The organism is Streptomyces inusitatus (assembly GCF_014651115.1).
Classification (GTDB): domain Bacteria; phylum Actinomycetota; class Actinomycetes; order Streptomycetales; family Streptomycetaceae; genus Streptomyces; species Streptomyces amakusaensis.
On record NZ_BMWG01000020.1, the window covers coordinates 1 to 22,442 of the forward strand.

The window sequence follows — 22,442 nt, forward strand, 5'->3', positions numbered from 1 at the left end:
ACTGGGCGTCAGTCAACGACACACCTGAACCAACGACCAGAAGATCCCTAAGAAACGCCCTAGGTCGTCCCCGCGGACCCGGCCCGGGACTCCACGTCCGCGCACGAGATCCCGTTCCCCGGCGGTTTCTCACCGCCCGCAGGAGCGGAAACGACTTTTGCAGGTTGTCATTGCAGCCGCCTCCCGAAGGCCCAAGAATGGAAGCCGGAGGGTGGGGGAATTTCCACAGTCACAGAATCAGGACCGCTCAATTCCTTGATTCCTCCCCCGGCTTGTGGAAATGGGGAAACGGGTGCGTTGCGCGACGCGCCCCAGAAATACCCGGCTGCTGTGCCCGCCCGGTGATTCCCGGCGGTGGCCGTGATGCCTGCTGCATTCCCGCAGCGAAATCACTGACGTACTCCCTGCTCTGCTCATGCGCCGTGCCGTGTTCCTCCTGCGCCGATCGCCATGGAGTGAACAGCCGACCGAATCGAATCAGGAGTGGATGCCATGAATTCCGTGAGCCTCGAAGGCGGACTGCCGAGAGCCGCCGTTTCCAAGGAGACACAGGAATGGCTGGGGCGCATTGAAAAGATCACCCCGCTCATCGCGGACCGCCGTGCCCAGGCCGACCACGCCCGGGTCACCTCCCGCGCGGTCATGGAGACACTGCGCGACCTCGGAGTGACCCGTATGTGGGTGTCACGGGAGTTCGGCGGCGGGCAGGTCAGCCTGGAGACCGGATCGGCCGTGATCCAGGCGCTGGCCCGGCTGGACGCCTCCGTGGCCTGGCAGATCGGGGTCCAGGGAGCGATCGGCCGGCTGGCCGACTACCTCCCGGAACCCACCTCCCGCAAGCTCTTCAAGGACCACCCCGGACTGGTCATCGGCGGCGTCAACCCCACCGGCCGCGCCGAGGCCGTCGACGGCGGATACCTGCTCAGCGGCACCTGGGGCTTCGCCAGCGGATCCGCCCACGCCGACTGGTTCGTCTGCGCCGCCCTCGTGACGGACGGCGGCAGGGTGCGCCAGAGCGCCAAGGGCCCCGAGACGCGCATGCTGTTCGTGCCCCGCTCGGACGTCGAGATCCAGGACACCTGGTACACCATCGGGCTGCGCGGCACCGGCAGCAACGACTACAAGGTCCTCGACTCCTTCGTCCCCGACGACTTCACCGTCAGGGGCGCGGACATGCTGCGGCCCCCGGCCGAGCGCCAATCGCGGGCGTACGCGGCGAGTTACTACGACTTCGGGCCCTTCACCTCGACCTCCACCGCGCTCGGCATCGCCCAGGACGCGCTGGAATCGTTCAAGACGCTCGCCGAGGGCAAGACCCCGGCCGCCGCCGGAACCACCCTGGCGCGGAGTCACACCGTCCAGGAGAAGCTGGCGCGGGCGGAGATGCGGCTGTACACGGCACGCCTTCTCCTGGCGGACTCCGCGAAGAAGACGATCGAGTACGGCGAGACGGGCGGCGACGCGCTGAGCGCCCTGGTCCGGCTGACCGCCGCGACCGTCGCCGAGAGCGCCGTCGAGACCGTCGACACGCTCTACAGACTCGCAGGCGCCAGCTCCATCTACACCACCAGCCGTCTCGAACGGTGTTTCCGGGACGTCCACACCGCGGTGAAGCACATCACCCTCTCCTCCACACATTTCGAGATGGCCGGCCAGTACCTCACCGGCGGGGAACTCCAGATGCGCCGGTGACGCCATCCGGCACGAGGCACGGCGGAACAGCCCCGGACACGCCGGCCACCCGGCCGGCATTTACCGAAGAAAGGTCGCAGTCATGGAAACGATGAAGGCCGTACAGCTCCTGGCTCCGCGCAAGACCGTCCTCGCGGACCTTCCCACCCCGAAGACCCCTGCGGACGGACTGCTGTTGAAGACGCGCTGCGTCTCGATCTGCTCGACCGACATCTCCTTCTTCGAAGGACATCTCTTCCCGTCCGAGTACCCGGTCATCCTGGGACACGAGTACCTGGGCGAAGTCGTCGACATCGGAGCGGAGTTCGACGGCGCGGGCGTCGACATCAAAATAGGCGACCGCATCGTCTACTGGGGGCAGACGGACTTCGGCGGCTTCGCCGAGTACCGCAGCGTGCGCCCCATCTTCTCCGGACAGGTGAAGGAGGACGTCTTCAGCGCGGACCGCAACTTCCACGACGACCGGAGGGCGGCCGCGGTCAAAATACCCGACGAACTGAGCGATCTTGAGGCGTCCTTCATCGAACCGGTGACCGGAGCCCTCCGCTCCATCCTCGCCAACCCTCCGAGCATCGGCGACAAGGTGCTCATCCTCGGCACGGGCCCCATCGGAGTCATCGCGGGCAGCGTGATCAAGAGGCTGCTCGCCCCGAACTCCGTCGTCTCCGTCGACACCAACCCCGCCCGCAACACCTTTGCCGAGCAGCAGTTCTCCGACCGGGCCTATCTGCCCGACGAACTGATCGAGACGGTCGAGGAGGGCACCTACGACTACATATTCGACGCGCTCCCCACCGTCGAGGGCGTGAGCGAGGACAAGGACCCCCGCCGGGTCGCCATGCGCAAGATGAAGGCCGGCGGCCGCTACATCCTGTACGGGGCCTCCCAGGAGATGCAGAAGTTCGACACCTGGCTGATGCTCGCCAAGGGCATCAACATCCGCTCCGCGCCCTTCGACGTCACCCACTTCCCGATGCACCACAGCGCCAACGTCATCGCCTCGGCCATGCAGATGCTGCTCACCGGCATCGTGGACGGCAAGGCGCTCCTGTCCACCGTCCACAAGTTCGACGACTACGACGGCCTGGTGGACATCCTTGAGAGCTACCGGACCACCACCGACCTCAAGACGATCGTCGACTTCCGCAAGTAGCGCCGCTCCGTCCGCCGGCCGGGGCCGGCGGACGGACCCCACCCACGGCGCCCCCGGGTGCGGCCGGCGCCGCGAGCGGCCTTCCATGGCTCTCCTGGACGAAGGAATCCCCTATGACCGTCGACTCCGCAGAATTCACCCGCGCCATGGCCCGCGTCCCGGCACCCGTCACCGTCGCCACCACCGTCACCGCCTCCGGCGAGCACCGGGGCTTCACCGGCAGCTCCTTCAGCGCGCTCTCCCTCGACCCGCCGCTCGTCCTCATCTGCCTGGACAAGAAGGCCAGCACCCACGACGCGTTCACCACCGCCGAACACTTCCTCGTCAACGTCCTGGCACGCGGACAGGCGGAGGTGGCCCTGAGATTCGCCAAGTCCGGCGTGGACCGGTTCGCCGACGGCGACATGGTGCCGTGCGAACGAGGACTCCCCGGCCTGGCCGCCGCCGCGGCGCGCGTCGCCTGCTCCCTTCACGCCGTGATGGACGGAGGTGACCACAGCATTCTCGTCGGCCGGGTGGAGACGGCGTACGTGAGCACCCGCACCCCGCTCGTCTACAGCGACCGCGCCTTCGCCCTGCCCGTACCGGCCGACCGGTTGACGGCGGTCCGGTGACCCTGCCGACAACCGAGACCGAGACCGGCCACGGGCCCGGGGCAGAGACCGGGCCTGGGCCCGTGGCCGAGGCGGAGACCCGGCCCGGGACGGCCCCGCCCATCGCCCGACCCCTGCGCGTGGCCGTCCTGGGCACGGCCCATGTCCATCTGCCGGACCATCTCGCCGCCATCGAACAGCACCCGGACGCGCGGCTGGCGGCGCTCCACCCGGGAGAGCCGCCCTGGCGTACCCCGGTCCCGGGCGCGCCCCTGGCCCGCACCCCCGCACAGGCGCTGTCCGGGGCCGACGCGGCGGTGCTCGCCTCCACCACCGCCGAGAACGGCCCCCTCCTGGAACTGGCCCTCGCGGCCGGAGTGCCCGTACTCGCCGAGAAGCCCCTCGGGGCCGACCCGGCGGAGACGGCCGGACTCGTCGCCGCCATCGAGGCCGCCGCCGTGCCCGCGACCACCGCCATGTTCCTGCGCCGCGCTCCCGCGCTGCGCCGGGTCCGGACGCTGCTGGCCGAAGGGGCGCTGGGACCGGTGGTGAGCGGCCACCTCCGCTTCAGCCACGCGGGCCTCGCCGACGGCGTGTTCACCGGCGGCGCGGGCTGGATGCTGCTGCCCGAGCACGGCGGCCGGGGCGGCTTCGCCGATCTCGCGCTCCACCTCGTCGACCTGCTGAGATGGCTGGACCCCTCGGCCCCTCTGGGGATGAGGGCGCGGCGGCTGCGCCACCACGGCCGCCGGCCGCTGGACGTGGGGGGTACGGCGCTTCTCGACTGGGGCGGCGCGACCGTCTCCGTGCACGCCGGCTGGACGGTCCGTCCCGGCGGGACCCATCTGCATCTGGAGGGCGAGGAGGGGTCGGTGACCGTCGACGGAGGCCTGTTGACGCTCGCGACGGGCGGCGGCACACGGCGCACCGAACACCATCCGCCGCCCCGGGCGGGGGACGCGCTGGGGGCCTTCCTGGACCAGTTGCTGGGGCGGGACGTCTGGACCCCGCCGAGCCCCGCCGACATCCTGCACACCGCCAGGGTCCTGGCGACGGACCCGCCCGGGCGGCGGAGTGCGCGTGGCGAACAGTACTTACATCCACGTACTAACGTACTGTACTTATTTACGCGTACAATCGAGTGATCAACCTTGAGGGGCTGTCATGCAGTTCGGGATCTACAGCGTGGGCGACGTCACTCCCGACCCCACCACGGGCAGAGTGCTGACCGAGCACGAGCGGATCAAGTCCATGGTGACGATCGCGCTCAAGGCGGAGGAGGTCGGCCTGGACGTCTTCGCGAGCGGGGAGCACCACAATCCGCCCCATGTGCCCTCGTCCCCGACGACCATGCTCGGCTATATCGCGGCCCGCACCGAGCGCATCCTTCTCTCCACCGCCGTCACGCTGATCACGACGAACGACCCCGTCAAGATCGCCGAGGACTACTCGATGCTCCAGCATCTCGCCGACGGCCGGGTCGATCTGGTGCTCGGGCGCGGCAACACCCCGCCCGTCTACCCGTGGTTCGGCAAGGACATCACGCAGGGCATCCCGCTCGCCGTCGAGAACTACGCGCTGCTGTACCGGCTCTGGCGCGAGGAGTCGGTGGACTGGCGGGGCCGCTTCCGGAGCCCGCTCCAGGGCTTCACCGTCGCGCCCCGCCCGCTCGACGGGGTGCCGCCCTTCGTCTGGCACGCCTCCATCCGCAGCCCGGAGATCGCCGAACAGGCCGCCTTCTACGGGGACGGCTTCTTCGCCAGCAACATCCTCTGGCCCAAGGAGCACTTCCAGCAGCTGATCGGCCTCTACCGGGAGAGGTACGCCCACTACGGCCACGGCACTCCCGAGCAGGGGATCGTGGCACTCGGCGGACAGGCGTTCATGCGCAAGAATTCCCAGGACGCGGTACGGGAGTTCCGCCCCTATTTCGACAATGCGCCCGTCTACGGACACGGCCCCTCGCTCGAAGACTTCGCCGCCCAGACGCCGCTCAGTGTCGGCAGTCCCCAAGAGGTCATCGAGAAGACCCTTAAATTCAGGGACTACTTCGGCGACTATCAGCGGCAGATGTTCAACATGGATCATGCAGGACTTCCGCTGAAGACCGTTCTCGAACAGCTGGACATTCTCGGGGAAGAGGTCGTGCCCGTCCTCCGCAAGGAGTTCGCGAAGGGCCGGCCCGCCGAGGTCCGCTCCGGCCCCACGCACCCGGCCCATGTCCAGACCCACCGCCCGGAGCAGGAACTCCGCTGAACCACCGCCCCCGGGGCGACGGCTGACGGCATCCGTCCCGGCATTTCCCTCCGCCATGGAAAATGGTGGGAGAGAAATGCCGGGCGGTGCTTCTGCATGCCCTTTTCCAGAGAATCCAAGTCATCGCCGCGTGATGGGGCCGACTTCTCATAGTCGTATTCCAAATAAGGTGCACAGAGCCACTCCAGAGGATTTGGTCCTAAGCTTCTCGATGAATCCAGGACGGCGGATCAAAACTCGGAGGAAATCGATGACATCGACTGTTTCCCCTACCCCCCTGATGGACCTCACCCTCGGTGTGTACGCGTTCAAGGCGCTGGCCCTGTCCACGGAGCTGGAGGTCTTCACGGAGCTCTCCGGCGGCCGGAGCATCACACTGGAGGGCTTCGCCGACCGGCACGGCATCCATGTGCGCCCCGCGGAGCTGCTGCTGACGGGCTGTGTCTCGCTGGGCCTGCTCCAGCTCGACGACGAGGGGCAGTACGGCAACACGCCGCTGTCGGAGGAGTACCTCGTCAAGGGGAAGCCCCGGTACTTCGGCGGCTGGGTCACACTGGTGGACAAGCACGAGTACCCCGCCTATCTGAAGATGGAGGACTCGCTCCGCGGCAACCACCCGAGCACCTGGGACGTGGAGAACCAGAAGTCGCTGTTCCAGCCGGACGACCCGATCGTCAAGGAGCACTTCTGGGACGCGATGCACTCGCTCTCCGCCTACACGGCGGGGCAGCTCGCGCAATCCATCGACTTCAGCAAGATAGGGAAGCTGCTGGACGTGGGCGGCGGCGGGGCGGCGTACGACATCGAGCTCTGCCGGCGGCACCCGCATCTGAGGACCACCGTCTTCGACCTGCCGTTCGTGTGCGAGCTCACCAGGCCCCGGGTGGTCGCGGCCGGCCTGGCGGACCGGATCGACTTCGCCAGCGGTGACTTCTTCGAGGTCGGCGGGGTGCCGGAGGGGTACGACGCGATCCTGCTCTCCAACATCCTGCACGACTGGGGCATCGAGGACGCGCGCAAGATCCTCCGCGCCTGCGCCGAGGCACTGCCCTCCGGCGGTGTCCTGCTCATCACCGAGGCCTTCGTGGACGACGACAAGCGCGGACCGGTGCCCGCCGCGATGATGAGCCTGAACATGCTGGTCGAGACCTGGGGGCGGAACTACACCGCGGCCGAGTACGCGGAGTGGATGGCGGAGTTCGGACTCAAGTCCGAGGGCATCACCCCGTTCGACGGGCAGGGCGCCAATGGAGTGCTGGTCGCCCGCAAGCCCTGACCCGGGCTTCGCGCGAGGCCCGGGGGCGGCGGCCCGCCGCCGCACGGCGCGGTTCCGCCCCCGGCCCGCGGATGTCCCCGCCGCCCGGGAGTCCCGTCGCCACCGCGAGTGTCGCCTCGCCGTGGCGGCGGGCCCGGCCCGGGCTCAGCCGCCCGAGGGGACCCGGGCGGTGGCCGCCTCCACGGCGACGTCGCTGAGCTTGCCGGCGAGGATGGTGTCGAGGAGTCCGGGGTAGCGGGCGTCGAGATCCTCACGGCGGAGCGAGAGGAGATTCTCGCGCCCCGAGGGCTGCTGCCAGATGACGCCGCTCTCCCGCAGCACCCGCCAGTGGTGTGTCATGGTCGACTTCGCGGTCACGCTCAGGACATTGAGCACACTGCCGCAATTGTGCTCTCCGCCGGCGTCGAGGACGCGGACGACGGCCAGTCGCATGGGGCTCCCCAGCGCGGACAGGACGCTCTCGATCCGGATCTGATCGCGGTCTGGATGGCGAGGAATCATGCTTCCACCGTACCGCGACAGTCCAACAGTATTGCTCGATCTGTTCGTGCCAATTTCACGCGTTTGCTCACATTTCTGGCTTATGTACAGGAAAGACGGTCGGGTTCGCGTGGAGATCCAGCGGAACGCCCGGAGTTCGGGCCGGGGCGCGGATGCCGCCCCCAACTGCCCTCGTACACAGGGCCGTCCAGGGCGCCGCCCGACCGACTCGGGTGCTGTCAGGGTCCCTGACGTGTGGGAATCCCTCAACTGTGCCTCATTCAGCGGTCGTTGGCCGGTCACTTCCCCGGGTCGCCCGGGTGTACCGAGCTTGCTAACCGTCCGTATGTACGTAAGGATACGTACGATCTAATCGGACGGGCGCCTCCGCCTGTCAACTGGCTGAGACCCAAAGAGGGGCACACTCACATGTCCACTTCATCCGCGTCGCAGGGGAAGACCCCGGACGGCGCCAAGAAGCGGTTGGGCTGGACCCTGGCGCTTCTGGCGCTGGCACAGCTGATCTACGCGCTCGACCTCAACATCGTGTTCGTCGCGCTCCCCGAGATCGGCGAGGATCTGGGCTTCCCGGGCCAGACCCAGCAGTTGGTCGTCAGCGCGTACGTCGTCTTCGCGGGCGGCTTCCTGCTCTTCGGCGGGCGCGCGGCGGACCTGCTCGGCCGTCGCCGGATGTTCGTGCTCGCCCTGGCCCTGTACGCCGTCTCCTCCCTGGCGGGCGGACTGGCCACCAACTCGACCGTCATCATCGTCGCCCGGGCCATCCAGGGCATCGGCGGAGCCCTGCTGCTCCCGTCCACCCTCTCCCTGATCAACACACTCTTCGAAGAGGGCCCCAAGCGAAACCGGGCACTGGCCGTCTGGGGCGGCGCCGGAGCCAGCGGTCTGACCCTCGGCGCACTGCTCGGCGGCGTCCTCACCGAGAACTTCGGCTGGCCCGCCGTCTTCTTCGTCAATGTCCCCCTCGCCGGAATCGTCGCGCTGGCCGCCCTCTTCGTCATCCCGCGAGACCCCGCCCAGGGCGCGCGCCGCAAGTTCGACTTCCCCGGCTCCCTCAGCGTCACCGCCGGTGCCACCCTCCTCGTCTTCGCCCTCGTCCAGGGGCCCGAGATGGGCTGGAGCAGCGCGGTGGTCATCAGCTCCTTCATCCTCGCGGTGATCCTGCTGGCGGTCTTCACCGCCGTGGAGGCGCGCAGCGCCGACCCGCTGATGCCCTTCCGGCTGTTCCGCAACCGCAACCTCACCGTCGGCATGACGATCACCTTCATCTACATGGCGACGTTCGGCGTCCTGCCGTACTTCCTCACCGTCCTCATGCACACCGTGCACGGCTACAGCGCCCTGGAGACCGGACTCGGCTTCCTCATCCCCTCCATCGCCATCGCCGCCGGCACCCAGCTCGGCGAGCGGCTGACCACCCGTATCGGCATCCGCACCACCCTGCTCATCGGCTTCGTCATCGGTGTGATCGGCACCGTCGGGCTGGCCTTCGGGTTCGGCGCGGACATCAGCTACTGGATGCTCGTGCCCGGACTCGTGGTCTCCGGCGTCGGCCAGGGCATCGTCTGGACCTCCATGTGGATCGCGTCCGCCACCGGAACCCCGGCCCATGAGCAGGGCGTCGCCAACGGCATCGCCTCCACCACACTCAACATCGGAAACGCCATCGGCCTCGCGGTGTTCACCGTCCTCGCGGACATCGGAACCGACGGCAAGGCCGGGGAGGCGCTGCGCGTCGCCACCGCCGACGGCGAGTTCCTCGTGGTGCTGCTGACCGCCGCCGCCATGGTCCTCGGACTGGTCGTCACCCTCACCCTGCGGCGTCAGTCCGCCGCACCGCCCACCGCCGTACCGGAGAGCGAGGAGGCTCTCGCGGCCAAGTGACCCGCACGGCGGGCGGCCTCCGCCGACGGTTCATCCGTCCGGCCCCGGCCGCCCGCCGCACCGGCCAGGCCCGGATCTCCGGCGAGGTCACCACCAAGGCCCACGCCGACCTCCCCACCCTCGTACGCGAGAAGATCCTGGAGATCGGGTACGACTCGTCGAAGTCCGCAGGAACGGGGCCGCGCACTATCCGCGCCCCGACGGCAAGACCCAGGTCACCATCGAGTACCTCGGCAGCCGAGCCGCCCCTCCCGGCCCGTCCACCGTGCCGATTCCCTCGCCCCGATCCCAGGTTCAAGGAGTGACTGCCGTGCGTATCGCCGTGACCGGTTCGATCGCGACCGACCATCTGATGGAATTCCCCGGGCGTTTCACCGACCAGCTCATCGCCGACCGGCTGGAGCGGGTGTCGCTGTCGTTCCTCGCGGACCGGCTCGAAGTCCGCCGAGGGGGCGTCGCCGCCAATATCGCCGTCGGCCTCGGCCGGCTCGGTCTCAACCCGGTGCTCGTCGGCGCGGCGGGCGTCGACTTCGCCGAGTACGACACCGGGCTCCGGGCGGCGGGTGTGGACACCTCCTCCGTCAGGGTCAGCGACACCCTGCACACGGCCCGATTCGTGTGCACCACGGACACCGAGCAGAACCAGATCGCCACCTTCTACGCGGGGGCGATGTCCGAGGCCCGTGAGATCGACCTCGCCGAGGTCGCCGCCCGCCCCGGCGGCATCGCCCTGGTCCTGATCGGCGCGGACGATCCCGCCGCGATGCTCCGGCACACCGCGACCGCCCACCGGCTGGGCATCCCGGTGGCCGCCGACCCCTCCCAGCAGCTCGCCGGACTCGACGGCGACCAGGCGCGCGAACTGGTCGACGGGGCCACCTGGCTGTTCACCAATGAGTACGAATCCGCCCTGCTGCGGGAGCGCACCGGCTGGAGTGAGAAGGAGCTGCTCAACCGGGTCGGCACCTGGATCACCACCCTCGGGGCCGGCGGAGTCTCCCTCGCGAGCGCCGACGGCCCCCCGGTGAGCATCCCCGCGATCCCTCCGAGGCGGCTCGCCGACCCGACCGGGGCGGGCGACGCGTTCCGCGCGGGATTCCTCACCGGAATCGCCTGGGAGTGGCCGTACGAGCAGGCCGCCCGGCTCGGCTGCACCCTGGCCACCGTCGTCCTCGAATCCGTCGGAACCCAGGAGTACAAGCTTCTGGCGGCGGATCTGATCGCCCGGATCGACGAGACGTACGGGCCGGAGGCCGCCCGTGCCATAGCACCTCAGCTGGTGGGCAGGTCATGACCACGGACAGCGCCGCCGTACGGGCCGCGGCTCTTCGTGAACGAGATCGACACGGCCGGCCTGGTGAAGATCCCCGGGATCGTGAAGGACGAGGTCAACCCGACGGACGTGTATGTGCTGCCGAAGCACCTGGACGAGAAGGTCGCGCGGCTGTACCTGGACGCGCTGGGTGTGGAGCTGACGACGCTCCGTCCGGAGCAGGCGGCGTACATCGGGTGTCGAGGTGGAGGGCCCGTACAAGCCCGACCACTACCGCTGCTGATCCACCCCGCCGCCCGGCCCGCACCCCCGGGCGGCACTCTCGCCCAGGGTTCCCGACAGAATCGTCACGGCGCTGCCGCTCAGCCGTACACGGTCGCCCAGTACGACGGTCCGGACCAGCCCGGCGCGGGCGGAGGCCTGGAGTCCGGTGAGGCTCTCGCGGCCGAGGCGGTCCGACCAGTAGGGCGCGAGGGCGGTGTGGGCGCTGCCGGTGACCGGGTCCTCGGGGATGCCCTCGGAGGGCGAGAAGAAGCGCGAGACGAAGTCGTACTCCGCACCGTGCTCCGTGTCGTACGCCGAGCCGTGCTCACCGTCCGCGCCGGCGGCCCGGGCGGTGATGATGACACCGCGCAGCTCCTCGGCTCGGGTCAGCTCGGCCAGTGCGGCCAGATCGGGCGTCACGGCCCGGACGGAGGCCTCGTCGGGCAGCACGGTCAGCAGATCGCCGAGCGCACCGGTGCGGAAGGTCGCCTCGGGGGCGACGCCGAGAGCCTCCGCCAGCCCCTCGGGGACGGGGACCCGGGTGCCCGGGGCGGCCGGGAAGTCCAGGACGACGGTGCCGTCGGCGTCGGCCTCGGCGACGAGGACGCCGTTCCACCGGCTGCTGAACCGGATCGGGCCGAGCAGCCCGCGCTCGGTGCGCAGCACATGGCGAGTGGCCAAAGTGGCATGCCCGCAGAGATTGGTCTCGACGAGCGGGGTGAACCATCGGATCGACCAGTCCGCGTCCGCCCCGGCGGCCGACGGGAGCGCGAAGGCGGTCTCCGAGTGGTTCATCTCCGCCGCGATCCGCCGCATCCACTGGTCCTCGGGCCATGGACCGGCGGGCAGCAGACACACCCCCGCGGGGTTTCCGCCGAAGGGCCGGTCGGTGAAGGAGTCGACGACGTGGATGTTCAAGGGGGGCGTGGCGTTCATGGGGAGAAGGTAACCAGTCCGATCACCCTCTGGCTCAGTCCAATGCATGGCCGGTGGACTGATTTCCCTTCGGTCGCACGCGGTGACCATCGGGGAGAGGATGGAGAGACCGAGACGACCGGGCGGGCGCGAGACGGCGGAGGTGCGGCACATGTTCCGGGACACCAGGGCGTTCAGCGGGTTCGCCGTCGACGACATCCCGGCGGCCAGACGTTTCTACGGGGAGACCCTCGGACTGGAGGTCGGCGAGGAGCGGGGAATGCTGACCCTGACACTCGGCGGCGGCGCGACCGTCCTCGTCTATCCGAAGCCGGACCACACACCGGCGGGGTTCACACTGCTCAACTTCCCGGTGGACGACATCGAGGAGGCCGTGGACGCGCTGGCCGCGCGGGGCGTGAGCTTCGAGCGCTACGAGGGTTTCGCCCACGACGAGAAGGGGATCGCCCGCCACGAGGGCGGACCGGCCATCGCGTGGTTCAGGGATCCGGCGGGAAACGTCCTCTCGGTGCTCCAGGAGAGCTGAGCGGGCCTGCCCTTCCGCTACCGCCCGGCATCCGTGACGCCCGCGTCGGCGCCGATGCCGATGCCGAGCAGCGCGGTCAGCTCCAGGACCTCCTGGCCCCCGGGCGCTTCCGACGCCTTGTGCAGCGTCAGCGCCTCCCCCCAGCAGGCACGGGCGCGGTCCTCCTGGCCGAGCGAGTGGAGCGCCCGGCCCAGCGCGAGCAGCACCCCGGCGCGTATCCGGTCGCCCCCGATGCAGCCGATCGCCAGAGCCTGTTCGGCATGGTGGGCGGCGGCGGCCGGACGCCCCGCGCCCAGATGGGTCTGGGCGATACGGAAGTGAGTCGTCCCCTCCCACAGCCGCTGCCGGTTCACCGCGAAGCCGTGCAGCGCCGACAGATGCTCCTCAAGGGCTTCGGCATGGCGGCCCGCCCTCGTCAGCGCGTTTCCCAGGGTGTAGCGGGCATTGGCCGTCCGCAGGGTCAGACCATGGGCCGACAGCATGTCCACGCCCTTGCGCGCCAGCTCGATCGCCTCGTCGACGCGGTCCATGGTCAGATACCCCTGGGCGAGATTGCACAGCGACATGGCCTGGCCCGACTCATTGCCGTAGGCTCCGGCGTCCTCGACGGCCTGCCGTAGAAAGCGCTCCGATTCGGCGTGCCGGTGCTGGGCGAGCGCGATGATCCCCCGGTCGTTGCCGGCGGCGTAGACGAGCGCGATGTCCTCCGTCTCCGCCGCGAGCAGCGCGGCCCGGCGGGCGTGCTCGCCCGCCTCGCCGTAGCGACCCGCCATCAGCTCCACGGTGGTCAGCGCGGTGTGGGCCCGGCCCAAGGCCCGGATGTCGCCCGCCGCTCCGGCGGCGTCCCACGCGACTCGCGCGACCGTGGCGTACTGCGCGGAGTGCGCGCCCCACTCCGCGAGATTCTTGGCGGCCCAGAGCAGATCGACGGCGCGTTTGAGCAGGCCGTCCGCCGTGGACTGACCGACGCACGCCAGTACGCACTGCGCCTCGGTGTGCAGCCAGTCGACGGCCTCCCGCCGGTCGGCGAAGGGCAGCCCCTCGTGCGCGGTGGCCTCCAGATGGTCGGGCAGTCGGTCGCCGGAACGTTCGACCGCGTAGGCCCGGGCGGCGGTGGCCAGGTAGAAGTCGAGGAGACGGGAGCGCGCGGCCAGGGCCGCCGCTTCCCGCTCGTCGCGCTCGGCGCAGGTACGCGCGTACAGCCTGACCAGGTCGTGATATCCGTACCGGCCCGGCACCGAGGACCACAGCAGCGAGCTGTCGATCAGCGCTTCGAGGAGATCCTCGGCGTCCTGGGGAGCCAGCCCCAGCAGCGCGGCGGCGGCCGGGAGCGAGATGTCCGGCCCGTCGGCGAGCGCGACCAGCCGGAAGGCGCGCGCCTGCGCGGGCTCCAGCTGCGCGTAGCCCAGCTCGAAGGTCGCCTTGACGCCGAGGTCCCCGGCGTGGAGCTCGTCGAGCAGCCGGCGCTTGTCGGCGAGTTTCGTGGAGAGCACGGAGACGCTCCAGCCGCTGCGGGCGGCCAGCCGCGCGGCGGCGATCCGGGTGGCCAGCGGCAGAAAGCCGCAGGCCGTCACCACATCGAGGGCCGACTTCCGGTCGGCGGTGACCCGTTCCTCGCCGACGACGCGGGTGAAGAGCTGAAGCGACTCCTCGGGGGACATCACCTCAAGATCGACCAGCCGCGCGTTCTCCAGGCCGACCAGCCGGGTCCGGCTGGTGATCAGGGCCGCGCAGCCCTCCGCGCCGGGCAGCAGCGGACGGACCTGGGCCGTGTCGCGGGCGTTGTCGAGCAGCACCAGGATCCTGCGGTGCGCCAGCAGGGTGCGAAAGAGCGCGGAGCGCTGTTCGAGCGAGTCCGGAATAGTGGAGTCCGGTGCGCCGAGGGTACGGAGGAACGCCCCCAGCACGGTGGCCGGTTCGGCCGGGCGGCTGCCCGCGCCCTGGAGGTCGGCGTAGAGCTGGCCGTCGGGGAAGTGCGGGCGCGACAGCCGGGCGGCGTGGACGGCGAGCGTGGTCTTGCCGACCCCGCCGATCCCCGCCAGCGCGGCGACCGGGGAGACCGTCCCGCCCGCGGTGGCCATCAGCTCGATCAGCCCGCGCACCTCGTCGGCGCGGCCGGTGAAGTCGGCCACCGAGGGCGGCAACTGCGCGGGCGGGCCGAAGTCCGGCGGGGCGGGAGCCGTCGTCCCCTCCCCGGCGCGGTCCAGTTCCCCGTCGGCGCGCAGGATGCGCTGTTGCAGCTGGGAGAGTTCGGCGCGCGGGTCGACGCCCAGCTCCTCGGCGAGGAGCCGGCGGGTGTCGGCGTACACCGCGAGGGCCTCGGCCTGCCGTCCGCTGCGGTAGAGCGCCAGCATGAGCAGCTCGCGCAGCCGTTCGCGCAGCGGGTGGGCGGCGGTGAGCGCGGTCAGCCCGGAGACGGCCTCCGCGTGACGCCCGGTCTCCAGGTCCAGTTCGAGACGGGTCTCCAGCAGCCGGAGCCGCCACTCGCCGAGCCGGGCCCGCTCATGGTCGGCGTACGGCCCCGGGAGACCGGCGAGCGCCTCCCCGTCCCACAGATTGAGCGCCGTGTCGAGGAGAGCACGAGCCCGGTGCGGCTCCCCGGCCGCGCGGAGCCGCTCGGCCTCCGCCGCCGCGACCTCGGCCACCGCGAGGTCCACACACGAGCGGCCGACCCGCAGGGCGTAGCCGCCGGCCTCGCTGACCAGCGCGTCCGGGGTGAGGAGCTTACGGAGCCTGGAGGCGTACGTCCGGATCGTGGCCCGGGCCTGTAAAGGGGGATCCTCACCCCAGAGCGCGTCGATCAGCTCGGACACCGTGGCCGTGCGGCCCTCGCGCAGCAGCAGCACGGTCAGCACCGTGCGCTGCTGCGGCGAACCCGGAGGCAGCGCCTTCCCGCCGCGCCAGGCACGCACCGGACCCAGCAGGCTGAAACGCAGATCGTCCCCGCCGCCGCGCACCGGACCCGCCACTCGCCCCTTCGGTATGGACAGCCCGCCCTCATCGCGCATTTCGCCCCCGCCCCCCGCCGCGGTCGCCGTTCTTCCACGGATGACGGGACGCTACGCCACGGTTCGGCGTGTCCGGAAACCGTTCGGAGTGAAGCCGCGGACCGCCGCGCGCCGGCGTACGCCACAGGCGCGCGCCCGGTGGGGCGCTCAGGGCAGCCGGGGCGAGTGGGTGACCTTGTCGACATGGTAGTAATCGGCGACGCACCCGGCGGGCCAGCTCCCGTGTTTGCCGAACGGCTCTCCCATGGCGGCGACCGACAGCGGTGTGTACGGGAGCGTCCGGGCCCCGCCCGCCGCCCGGTCGCGCAGCCACTGGTCCTGATGGTCGAAGGCCCGGGCCCTGGCCTCCATATCCGTCCCGAGCCCGGCGAGGGGGAAGGCGAGCCCGAGGCAGCATGCCGCGCAGACCGCCGCGCAGACCGCCTTGAGCGGCCCGGAGGCGACTCTCACGGCACGCCCCAGCAGCGCGCCGACGCCGACGAGCAGGGCGACGAAGAGCAGGAGGTAGTCGTTCCAGGCGCGCGAGACCGTCGCCGTTCCCGCGCCGAAGACGGGGTACGCGACCACGGTGCAGAGATAGCCCGCGACGAGGAACGTCAGCGTCCCGGCGGCGGCGAGCAGCGGCCGGTTCCTCAGCACGACCGACGAGGGCCGCGCTCCGCCGTTTCGGCACAGCAGGCCCAGCAGCATCCCGGCCGCGACCGCGCCCAGATACTCCCATGTGGTCAGGAGGGTGGCGAGAACGTGCCCGAAGGCGCGCAGCGCCCCGAGCAGCGAATCGGGCGCGAGCATCGACGTGTTCGCGCCGTACCGCTCACGACGGCTCTGGGAGCCGGGGGAGGTGAGCAGTACGACGGTTCCGACGCCGATCCCCGCGATCCCCGTGAGACACCACCGGCGCACCTCCTCGCACCGCGCGCCGGTGACGAGCCGGCGGCCGAGGAGCAGCACACAGGTCAGGACCGTGAGGGCGACGACACAGGTGTTCTCGGAGAGCGTGGCGAGGAAGCACCCCATCAGGAATGCCGCGGCCGTCGCCGCCCTCCGGCCCGTGCGGGACCGGGCCAGCAGCAGCGGAACGACCGCGGCGCACGCCAGCACCGGAGCCACCGTGTGCGAGACGGCCGAGGCGGGCCAGTAGAACGTCTTGTACGTATTGGGGCTGGCGAGCAGGAAGACGGCGGTCGCCATGGACGCCACGAGCAGCGGCAGCCCGCGCGGGACGCGCAGGGCCGCACGCCGCAGGGCCAGCGCGGTCACCGCCCACAGGATCCCCCACATGAGACCCCCGCTGACGAGGGGGAACCACTGGTGTCCCGCGATCCCGGGTTTGGAGTACGCCCCGACCAGGAGGGCGTTTCCGATGCGCCCGTTGTCCCAGAGGTAGAACTTCTCGACCATCCCGATGACGCCGCCGTCGCGCACGGCCGGCAGGAAACACCAGTCGTCCGCGCCGGGCCGGACATGCCGGCCGAACCAGGCGGCCGCGGCGAGGAGCCCGAGGGGCGGCGCGCTGAGCGCCGCCGTCCAGAGGGCCGTACGCCGTCCGCCGCCGGTCCGGTCCGTTGCGGACGGCGGCTCGGTGAGGGCTGCCTCCGACGCCTCGACGGCCATGGGCGATTCCGCCTTTCGTTCGTTCGTCATCGCTGTCGCCCGGACGGCGCGACCGCGCCGGAGGTGATGGCCCACCGGGCCAGCAGAAAGGAGAACGGCGTGACCAGCACTCCGGCGGCCACGGCCGAGATGTTCTTGTCCATCCCCAGCACGCCGACCGCGAGCTGGAGCAGGATTCCCGCTCCCACCAGACCGGCCACGCCGGACGCCGGATACCGGGCGAAGGCCCGCCAGGTCGGCCTGGTCCGGCAGGTGAGCCAGGAGTTGAGCAGGAAGGAGACCACGACGCTGACCGCGTATCCCAGCACATGCGCCGCCAGATAGGGGATCCAGCGGTGCGCCGAGACGTAGACCGCCAGATAGACGGCCGTATTGACACAGCCGATCGCCGCGAAGAGGGCGAACTGCCGTACGGTACGGGGCTTTCCGGCCGGGTCGGCCGTCCGTGTGCCGGGTGCGTCGGGCACATCGGATGCGTCGGATGCGTCGGGTACGTCCCGCGCGCCGGGGCGCGGTGAGGCGGCCGGCGACTCGTCCGTCTCGTACACCACGTAGTGGGGCCGGTGCTTCGCCTCGTGATGGATACGGCCCACGTACTCACCGATGACGCCGAGCGTGACGAGCTGGATTCCGCCGAGCGCGATCACCGCGGTCAGCAGGGTCGGATGCCCGGGCACGGCGACCTGGCGCAGCAGGGCGTCGAGCACGACCCAGACCGCGTACCCCAGCGCCGCCAGGAAGAGCGCGATGCCGGTGTGGAGGGCGAGCCGCAGAGGGCGGCTGTTGAAGGAGATCACGCCCTCGACGCCCCGGCCGAGCGTGTTCCCGCCGCCCGGCACCGGCCCAGGGGCGGCGTTCCGGTAGGAGAAACTCACGGTCGGATATCCGATCCAGGAGAAGATCCCCTCGGAGTACCGATTGCTCTCGGGCAGCGACAGCACGCTGTCCAGGGCGCGGCGGGACAGCAGCCGGAAGTCGCCCGGTCCGTCGACGGCCCCGATGCCCATGAGACGCTCCAGCGTCCGGCGGCCGGCCGCGCGGGCGGCGGCCCGGACCCGGCCTTCGTCACCCCGGTCGAGCCGTGCGACGACCTGGTCGTACCCCAGCCGGTGGAACTCCAGCAGCCGGGGCACGAGTTCCGGCGGGTGCCGCAGGTCCGCGTCCATGAGGATCACCGCTTCGCCCCGCGCCATGCGCGCCCCGGCGAGCAGGGCCGCCTCCCTCCCGAAGGCGCGGCTGAAGGAAGTGTGGCGCACCCGGTGGTCCGAGGCGCAGAGCGCGGCCAGCCGGGCCCCGGTGCCGTCGCGGCTGCCGTCGTCCACGTAACAGATCTCGAAGGCGAGCCGGGTCCGGACCAGTGTTCCGACGAGTGCGCTGTGGAAATCCGTGAGGGCGTCGGCCCCGGGGAGACGGGGAACGACGACGGAGATCTCTCGCCGGGTGCCGCACATCGCCGTCTCCCGCTCCACGCTTCCCGGATCCCCGCACCCGGGCATTCTCCAGCGCCGCCGATGCGGGCGGCGGCGCGAAACGCGGGAACGTGCGCCGTTGGGGTGAGAAGACCGCTACCCGCCGGGCGCGCCCCGCGGTGCCGGTGCCGGTGTCGGTGCGATCGGACGGCCCCGAGGGGCAGACCATTGGTAGCAGTAAGAGAGCATTGTCACTTTACGGTCAATTTATGCAACCTATGGTAGTATCGCAGGCTTGCCGCTCCGGTCGGATCACCCCCTGGCCGGATTCATGTGGGTCGTTCTCAGGGAGTCTCATGCGTCGCCGAATACATCCTGTGGCAGCGACGGGCGGAGTGGTGGTCGCCGGCTTCGGCGCCCTCTACCTCGCCGGGCTGCTACTGACCGGCGACGAGATACCCGAGGACACCTCGGTGCGCGGGGTGGACATAGGCGGCCTGAGCCAGTCCGAGGCCCGGCGGAAGCTGGACGAACGCCTCGGTACGAGCGCCACCGGGCCCCTGACGGTGAAGATCGGTGACCGTACCGACACCGTCGACCCGCGCCCGGCCGGTCTCGCCTTCGACGCCGGAGCCACCGCCGACCGCGCGGTCCGCGGCGGAAGCGACCCGATCACCGTGATCGGCGGGCTCTTCGGAGCCGGCGGGGGAGCCGTCGAGCCGGTGGTCCGGCTCGACGAGGACAAGACCCGGACCGCCCTCGAAAAGCTGGCCGAAAAACATGAGCGCGAGGTCCGCGACGGAGCGATCTCCTTCGTCTCCGGAGAGCCGAAGCCGGTCCTGCCCCGCGATGGGCAGACCCTGAACGTCGACGCCTCCGTCGGCGTCCTGCACTCCGCGTACCTCGCCGCCGAGCCCACGCCCGCCAACCTCCCGATCCGGGAGAAGGCCCCCCGGATCGGCGCGGCGGAGACCGAGCGGGCCATGAACGAGTTCGCCCGCCCGGCGATGTCCGGACCGGTCACGCTCACCACGGGCGGCAAGCGGATCACGATCACCCCCGCCGTCCTCGGCGAGCATCTGAAGATGCGGCCCGACGCCGACGGCCGGCTGGTGCCCGAGCTCGACGGAAAGGCCCTCACCGAGGACCCGGCGGTGGCCGCCCCCCTCGCCGCCGCCACCGGTGAGGCCGTCGAGGCCGAGCTTCGGCTCGACGGAAACCGGGTCGAAGCGGTCACCGCCGGTGAGCCCGGGCGGGAAGTCACCGCCGACTCGGTCACCGAAGCCGTGCTGCCCCTGCTCACCAAGGACGGCGCCGCGGCCCGCACCGGCGAGGTGGCCACCAAGCTGACCCAGCCCAAGGTGACCAGGGAGAACCTGGACGAACTGGGGCTGAAGGAGAAGATGTCCTCCTTCACCGTCGACTTCGAACCGGCCGAGTACCGCACCAAGAACATCGGCCGCGCCGTGGAGCTGATCAACGGCTCGGTCGTCATGCCCGACGAGACCTGGAGCTTCAACCGCACCGTCGGTGAGCGCACCAAGGAGAACGGCTTCGTCGACGGCACCATCATCCTGAACGACCAGTACGCCAAGGCCGCGGGCGGCGGCGTCTCGGCCGTCGCCACCACCGTCTTCAACGCCGTCTTCTTCGCCGGGGTGAAGCCCGTGGAGTACGGCGCGCACTCCTTCTACATCGAGCGCTACCCGGAGGGCCGTGAGGCGACGGTCGCCTGGGGCAGCCTCGATCTGAGGTTCACCAATGACTCGGGCAACGCCATCTACATCCTGGCCGAGTCCACCGACTCCTCGGTGACGATCACCTTCCTCGGCACCAAGAAGTACGACAAGGTCGAGGCGGTGCAGGGACCGCGCACCAACGTCAAGGAGCCCGGCACCCGCCCCGGCAAGTCGGAGGAGTGCCAGCCGCAGACCCCGCTGGAAGGCTTCGACGTCACCGTCGAGCGCGTCTTCCACTCCAACGGCGAGGAAGTGAAGCGGGAGCCGTTCCACACCCGCTACACCCCCCGCGACAAGGTCACCTGCGACTGAGCCGAGCCGGGACCGCTGACGCGAGGACGTCCGACAGAAGACCGCGGCCGCCGCGCCTCCACAGTGAGGCACGGCGGCCGCGGTCCGTCCGTTCCGGGGCCGTTCCGTCCGGTCCGTCCGTTCCCGTTCAGTCCCGGTCGACCCGCTGCGACACGATGTCGCCCTTGGCGGCGTCGATCTCGAAGTCGGACTCGGTCCAGTCGTCCGTGTTCGCCACCTCGACCTGCCAGACGGCGACGTTCTTGTCGTCGTCGTCCAGTTGCACCCCGGTGACGGTGCCCGGCTGCTTGTCCGTGGCCGTCTTGACCGCCTGCGCGGGCGTCTGGGTCGCCTGCGCGAGCAGCCCGGCGAGCTGCTGCTTGTCGCCCGAGTCCTGCCCCTGCTCGGCACGCTCCTCGATGACCTGCCCGGTCACGGCGTCGATGATCACGATGTGGGCCGTGCCGTCCTTCTGTGCGACGGTCGCCGACCACCGCGGCGCGCCCGGACTCCTGGAAGGCCGGGGCGAGGCCGTCTCCGACGGGCTCGGACGCTGTGGAGTGCGCTCCAGCTCAAGATCGACGAGCTTGCTCTGCGGAACCTCCGCCACCGCCTTGTCCGCCGCCTTGTCCCAGGTGATCTGGGCGGACGCGACCAGCTCCTTCCGCTGCTCCCGCTCCCGCGACAGCGACGCGCTGGCGGCCGGGGTGCTGGGCGTGGCCCGGGCCGCCCCGGCCTCCTGCCCCGCCTCGGCGGCCGAGGTCACCGAACCGCTGTCGTTGCCGCAGGCGGTGACCGACAGCAGGGAACCGACGACGGCACAGACCGCCGCGGCGGTACGGGCACGGAGAGGACGCGGAGCGCGGGCTTGCGGCTGACTCGAATCAGGGCTCATGCACCCACGGGTATCCCCTCGCCCACCGCCCCTACCGAGCCGCCGCCACGAGCCACCCGATCGGCCGCCCCCGAACCCCCGAACCCCCGCTTCCGCAGGCACTCGGCCCATCAGGCCCCGAGGCTCCGGGTGCGCGCGGAGGCGGCGACGGCATACGCCGCCGCGCTGCGCACGAAGATCGCGTGGAGTTCCCGTGCCGCCTTCGTCGTCGCCGCCGACAGCGGGCGCTGGATCACCATCAGCACGGCCGGCACCTCGCCTTTCAGGGGACGGTGGGTGATGATCCCGGAGCGCTCCAGAGGGTCGCCGCTGACGCTGAAGTCGGGGAGCACCGTCGCGCCCAGCCCCTCGGCCACCATCAGCTTCCCCATCTCCGCACCGTCCGTGGAGTACGAGAACGTCGGATTCCGGCCTTCCAGCAGGCGGTGCACATAGCGGTGCATCACATAGCCGGAGCGCATCACGATGAGCGGCTCTTCGAGCAGGTCGTCGACGGAGACCGCGCCGAGCGCCGCGAGCCGGCTGTCGGAGCGTACGCAGACCACCGGGCGTCCGCGCAGCAGCTCGGTGGTCTGGAGCCCGGGAGGCTTGTCGTCGCCCTGGAGGTAGTTGACCAGACCGAGATCGAGGCTCCCCTCCAGCAGCTCCCGGTGGATGTCCGCCTGCTGCCCGCCGGTGATCTCGACCTGGGTCTCCGGATGGGCGCTCCGGAAGGCCTGGACGGTCGGTACGAGCAGGGGCACCGTGGCCGCGTTGACCGTGCCGAGCCGGATCATCCGGGTGGTGCGGTGCTGATCGTCGGCGGCACGGCGCAGGGTGTCGACCGCGTCCAGCACACCGATGATGTGCGGCAGCAGCTCACGGCCGGCCGCGCTGATCCTGGCGCCGGAGCGCCGCCGGTCCAGAATATCGACGCCCAGCTCCCGTTCAAGATTCCGGACCGTCTCGCTCAGCGCGGGCTGGGAGACATGAAGCGCCTCCGCCGCACGGCGCAATGATCCGAGCCGGGTCACCGCCGCGATGTATTCGAGCTGCTCTATGCGCACGGGCCCCAACACCCTTCCACTCTTTCGAACTGACGTCCGTGCAGTGCTATCCGAGTGAAAGGCAAACCCTACCACCGGGTCGAGAATGC

Annotated in this window: 17 protein-coding genes and 2 pseudogenes; 12 read left to right on the plus strand and 7 right to left on the minus strand. The window is 70.6% G+C overall.

Features of this window, described 5'->3' with window-relative positions:
- Positions 1-492: 492 nt before the first annotated feature.
- From IE247_RS25020 to IE247_RS25045, 6 genes are all read left to right on the plus strand, one after another.
- Positions 493-1,692: an acyl-CoA dehydrogenase family protein gene (locus IE247_RS25020; RefSeq protein WP_190125528.1), complete on the plus strand. Its 1,200-nt coding sequence runs from the start codon at positions 493-495 to the stop codon at positions 1,690-1,692.
- A gap of 82 nt (positions 1,693-1,774) precedes the next feature.
- On the plus strand, positions 1,775-2,845 hold the full coding sequence (locus IE247_RS25025; protein WP_190125529.1) for a zinc-dependent alcohol dehydrogenase: 1,071 nt from the start codon (positions 1,775-1,777) through the stop codon (positions 2,843-2,845).
- 113 nt (positions 2,846-2,958) lie between these two features.
- Positions 2,959-3,459, plus strand: a complete 501-nt coding sequence (locus IE247_RS25030) for a flavin reductase family protein (protein ID WP_190125530.1) — start codon at positions 2,959-2,961, stop codon at positions 3,457-3,459.
- A 62-nt stretch (positions 3,460-3,521) separates the two neighbouring features.
- Positions 3,522-4,583: a Gfo/Idh/MocA family protein gene (locus IE247_RS25035; protein WP_190125531.1), complete on the plus strand. Its 1,062-nt coding sequence runs from the start codon at positions 3,522-3,524 to the stop codon at positions 4,581-4,583.
- 19 nt (positions 4,584-4,602) lie between these two features.
- Complete coding sequence (locus IE247_RS25040; RefSeq protein WP_190125532.1) at positions 4,603-5,694, plus strand: LLM class flavin-dependent oxidoreductase; 1,092 nt, start codon at positions 4,603-4,605, stop codon at positions 5,692-5,694.
- Between the two features lie 250 nt (positions 5,695-5,944).
- On the plus strand, positions 5,945-6,970 hold the full coding sequence (locus IE247_RS25045; protein ID WP_190125533.1) for a methyltransferase: 1,026 nt from the start codon (positions 5,945-5,947) through the stop codon (positions 6,968-6,970).
- A 144-nt stretch (positions 6,971-7,114) separates the two neighbouring features.
- Here the strand turns inward: IE247_RS25045 and IE247_RS25050 are convergent, their stop codons facing one another.
- Positions 7,115-7,471 carry an ArsR/SmtB family transcription factor gene (locus tag IE247_RS25050; RefSeq protein WP_190125534.1) on the minus strand — a complete coding sequence of 119 codons (357 nt, stop codon included), beginning with the start codon at positions 7,469-7,471 and terminating at the stop codon, positions 7,115-7,117.
- A 408-nt stretch (positions 7,472-7,879) separates the two neighbouring features.
- Between IE247_RS25050 and IE247_RS25055 the strand changes: the two genes are divergently transcribed.
- The 4 genes and pseudogenes from IE247_RS25055 to IE247_RS25065 all read left to right on the plus strand — a co-directional run.
- On the plus strand, positions 7,880-9,352 hold the full coding sequence (locus IE247_RS25055; protein WP_190125535.1) for an MFS transporter: 1,473 nt from the start codon (positions 7,880-7,882) through the stop codon (positions 9,350-9,352).
- A gap of 32 nt (positions 9,353-9,384) precedes the next feature.
- A pseudogene (locus IE247_RS35065) lies at positions 9,385-9,531 on the plus strand (S-adenosylmethionine synthetase N-terminal domain-containing protein); the annotation flags it as partial.
- A gap of 131 nt (positions 9,532-9,662) precedes the next feature.
- Positions 9,663-10,646 carry a carbohydrate kinase family protein gene (locus IE247_RS25060; RefSeq protein ID WP_190125536.1) on the plus strand — a complete coding sequence of 328 codons (984 nt, stop codon included), beginning with the start codon at positions 9,663-9,665 and terminating at the stop codon, positions 10,644-10,646.
- A gap of 33 nt (positions 10,647-10,679) precedes the next feature.
- A pseudogene (locus IE247_RS25065) lies at positions 10,680-10,908 on the plus strand (adenosylhomocysteinase); the annotation flags it as partial.
- Here IE247_RS25065 and IE247_RS25070 read toward each other — a convergent pair.
- On the minus strand, positions 10,896-11,807 hold the full coding sequence (locus IE247_RS25070; RefSeq protein ID WP_190125650.1) for a PhzF family phenazine biosynthesis protein: 912 nt from the start codon (positions 11,805-11,807) through the stop codon (positions 10,896-10,898). The pseudogene IE247_RS25065 and the gene IE247_RS25070 overlap by 13 nt on opposite strands.
- 169 nt (positions 11,808-11,976) lie before the next feature.
- Here IE247_RS25070 and IE247_RS25075 point away from each other — a divergent pair, with 169 nt between their 5' ends.
- Positions 11,977-12,351: a VOC family protein gene (locus IE247_RS25075; RefSeq protein ID WP_190125651.1), complete on the plus strand. Its 375-nt coding sequence runs from the start codon at positions 11,977-11,979 to the stop codon at positions 12,349-12,351.
- A 17-nt stretch (positions 12,352-12,368) separates the two neighbouring features.
- On the opposite strand, the gene afsR is transcribed toward IE247_RS25075, so the two are convergent.
- The 3 genes from afsR to IE247_RS25090 all read right to left on the minus strand — a co-directional run bounded on the left by afsR (position 12,369) and on the right by IE247_RS25090 (position 18,442).
- Complete coding sequence (afsR, locus tag IE247_RS25080) at positions 12,369-15,359, minus strand: SARP-family global regulator AfsR (protein WP_190125537.1); 2,991 nt, start codon at positions 15,357-15,359, stop codon at positions 12,369-12,371.
- 147 nt (positions 15,360-15,506) lie between these two features.
- On the minus strand, positions 15,507-17,003 hold the full coding sequence (locus IE247_RS25085) for a DUF6056 family protein (RefSeq protein WP_190125538.1): 1,497 nt from the start codon (positions 17,001-17,003) through the stop codon (positions 15,507-15,509).
- Positions 17,000-18,442, minus strand: a complete 1,443-nt coding sequence (locus IE247_RS25090) for a glycosyltransferase (RefSeq protein WP_229869339.1) — start codon at positions 18,440-18,442, stop codon at positions 17,000-17,002. Before IE247_RS25090 ends, IE247_RS25085 begins: the two co-directional genes overlap by 4 nt.
- A gap of 296 nt (positions 18,443-18,738) precedes the next feature.
- Here IE247_RS25090 and IE247_RS25095 point away from each other — a divergent pair, with 296 nt between their 5' ends.
- A complete protein-coding gene (locus IE247_RS25095; RefSeq protein ID WP_190125539.1) occupies positions 18,739-20,433 on the plus strand; it encodes a VanW family protein in 1,695 nt (564 codons plus the stop codon).
- A 127-nt stretch (positions 20,434-20,560) separates the two neighbouring features.
- Here the strand turns inward: IE247_RS25095 and IE247_RS25100 are convergent, their stop codons facing one another.
- Together IE247_RS25100 and IE247_RS25105 are read right to left on the minus strand one after the other, a co-directional pair.
- Positions 20,561-21,307: a PepSY domain-containing protein gene (locus IE247_RS25100; protein ID WP_190125540.1), complete on the minus strand. Its 747-nt coding sequence runs from the start codon at positions 21,305-21,307 to the stop codon at positions 20,561-20,563.
- Positions 21,308-21,417: 110 nt separating this feature from the next.
- Positions 21,418-22,353 carry a LysR family transcriptional regulator gene (locus tag IE247_RS25105; RefSeq protein WP_190125541.1) on the minus strand — a complete coding sequence of 312 codons (936 nt, stop codon included), beginning with the start codon at positions 22,351-22,353 and terminating at the stop codon, positions 21,418-21,420.
- Positions 22,354-22,442: the final 89 nt, after the last annotated feature.